At 52.3% G+C, this 1,320-nt stretch carries 2 protein-coding genes; one reads left to right on the top strand and one right to left on the bottom strand.

Going from position 1 to position 1,320, the window contains the following annotated elements; translation table 11 throughout:
* Nucleotides 1-408, top strand: a 408-nt coding sequence (locus KDK17_RS07850) for an amidohydrolase family protein (protein WP_257287779.1), incomplete at its 5' end; no start/stop codon positions are given.
* 34 nt (nucleotides 409-442) lie between these two features.
* Here the strand turns inward: KDK17_RS07850 and KDK17_RS07845 are convergent.
* On the bottom strand, nucleotides 443-1,320 hold an 878-nt coding region (locus tag KDK17_RS07845), incomplete at its 5' end, for a GlxA family transcriptional regulator (RefSeq protein ID WP_257287778.1).

Below are 1,320 nucleotides of genomic sequence, written 5' to 3'. Positions count from 1 at the left end.
GTCCATGTTGACCCCGTTGTCATGGATCTGGTCTATCGCCTCAAAGGGGTTGATAAAACCGCTTTGATCACAGACTGCATGTGCGCAGGTGGTCTCAGCGACGGTGAATACCAGCTGGGACAATTGACAGTTCATGTCAAGGATGGCGTTGCCAGAACCGAATCGGGTGCTTTGGCAGGAAGCACCCTGACACTCAACCGCGCCGTTGCCAATATGATCGAAAAGGTGGATGTAGAACCCCTGAGCGCAGTGCACATGGCGTCTCTGACACCAGCGACCCTGCTTGGCCTGCATGAAGAACTGGGGAGCATCAAAGTCGGTAAGCGTGCATCCGTAGCGGTTTTAAACAGAAGCCACGAAGTCCTGATGACGTTTGTCGATGGCAAACAGGTTTTCAGCCTGTATTGACGTCCTGTTCAGTAAGCCGCCGTATAAGGCAACCTCACGATTGACGCTCTTCTCTGGGTGTCAGGTCAAAATGGTTTTTATACGCCGTACTAAAGTGTGAAGCATTGCAGAAACCACAGGCGATGCCCACCTCCAGAACCGACCTGTCACTCTCCCTGAGCAGCTTTCTGGCATGCTCAAGCCTGAGCTTCAGATAGTATCTGGAAGGCACCGTACCCAGATATTTGCGAAACAAACGTTCTAGCTGTCTGCGAGAAATACCCACCAGAGAAGCCAGTTCGTCGGTGCCCAGAGGCTCTTCTATGTTAGAAGCCATCAACTGTGTTGCTTCCTCAATCTGTGGCTGTTGCCTTCTGACGGGAGTTGTTGCAAAAGAAGAAGTCACCGGCTCACCGAGACGATCCCTGACCAACAATTCCGAGACACTGGCCGCAAGATCAACTCCCCGCTCTCGAGCAACCAGAGAGAGCATCATATCCATAGCGGCTGTGCCTGCACCACAGGTCATCCTGTTTCGGTCCAATTCAAAAGCTGTCTGGCTCAACTCCACTTGGGGATAGAGTGCCTGAAGAGCGTCGGCAGCCCCTTCCAGTCGAGCCCGATAACCACTGAGAAGGCCCGCACTCGCCAGCAGGTTGGCACCTTTACCAATCCCTCCCAAAACAGAAATTCCGGACAATGAGGCATAAGGAATATCGACGCCTGTTTCTGAAGCGACCAGAATCACCACATCCATAAACTCCGGCGCCGACTGAGAGGGCTCAAGTGAAAGACCCACGTTACTCCTGACAGATGATTCCGCAATGACAGTAGTTTCATAAACCCTCTGCCCGGTCACCAGATTGACGGCTCTCAGCACTTCCAGAGCTGCAGATAATCCCAGCAATGAGAAGCCAGGATATAAAAGAAAAC

It is taken from the genome of Endozoicomonas sp. SESOKO2 (genome assembly GCF_024606245.1).
GTDB lineage: Bacteria > Pseudomonadota > Gammaproteobacteria > Pseudomonadales > Endozoicomonadaceae > Endozoicomonas_A.
The sequence above is the reverse complement of the archived record's forward strand: the minus strand, read 5'-3'. Positions and strand labels throughout refer to the sequence as shown.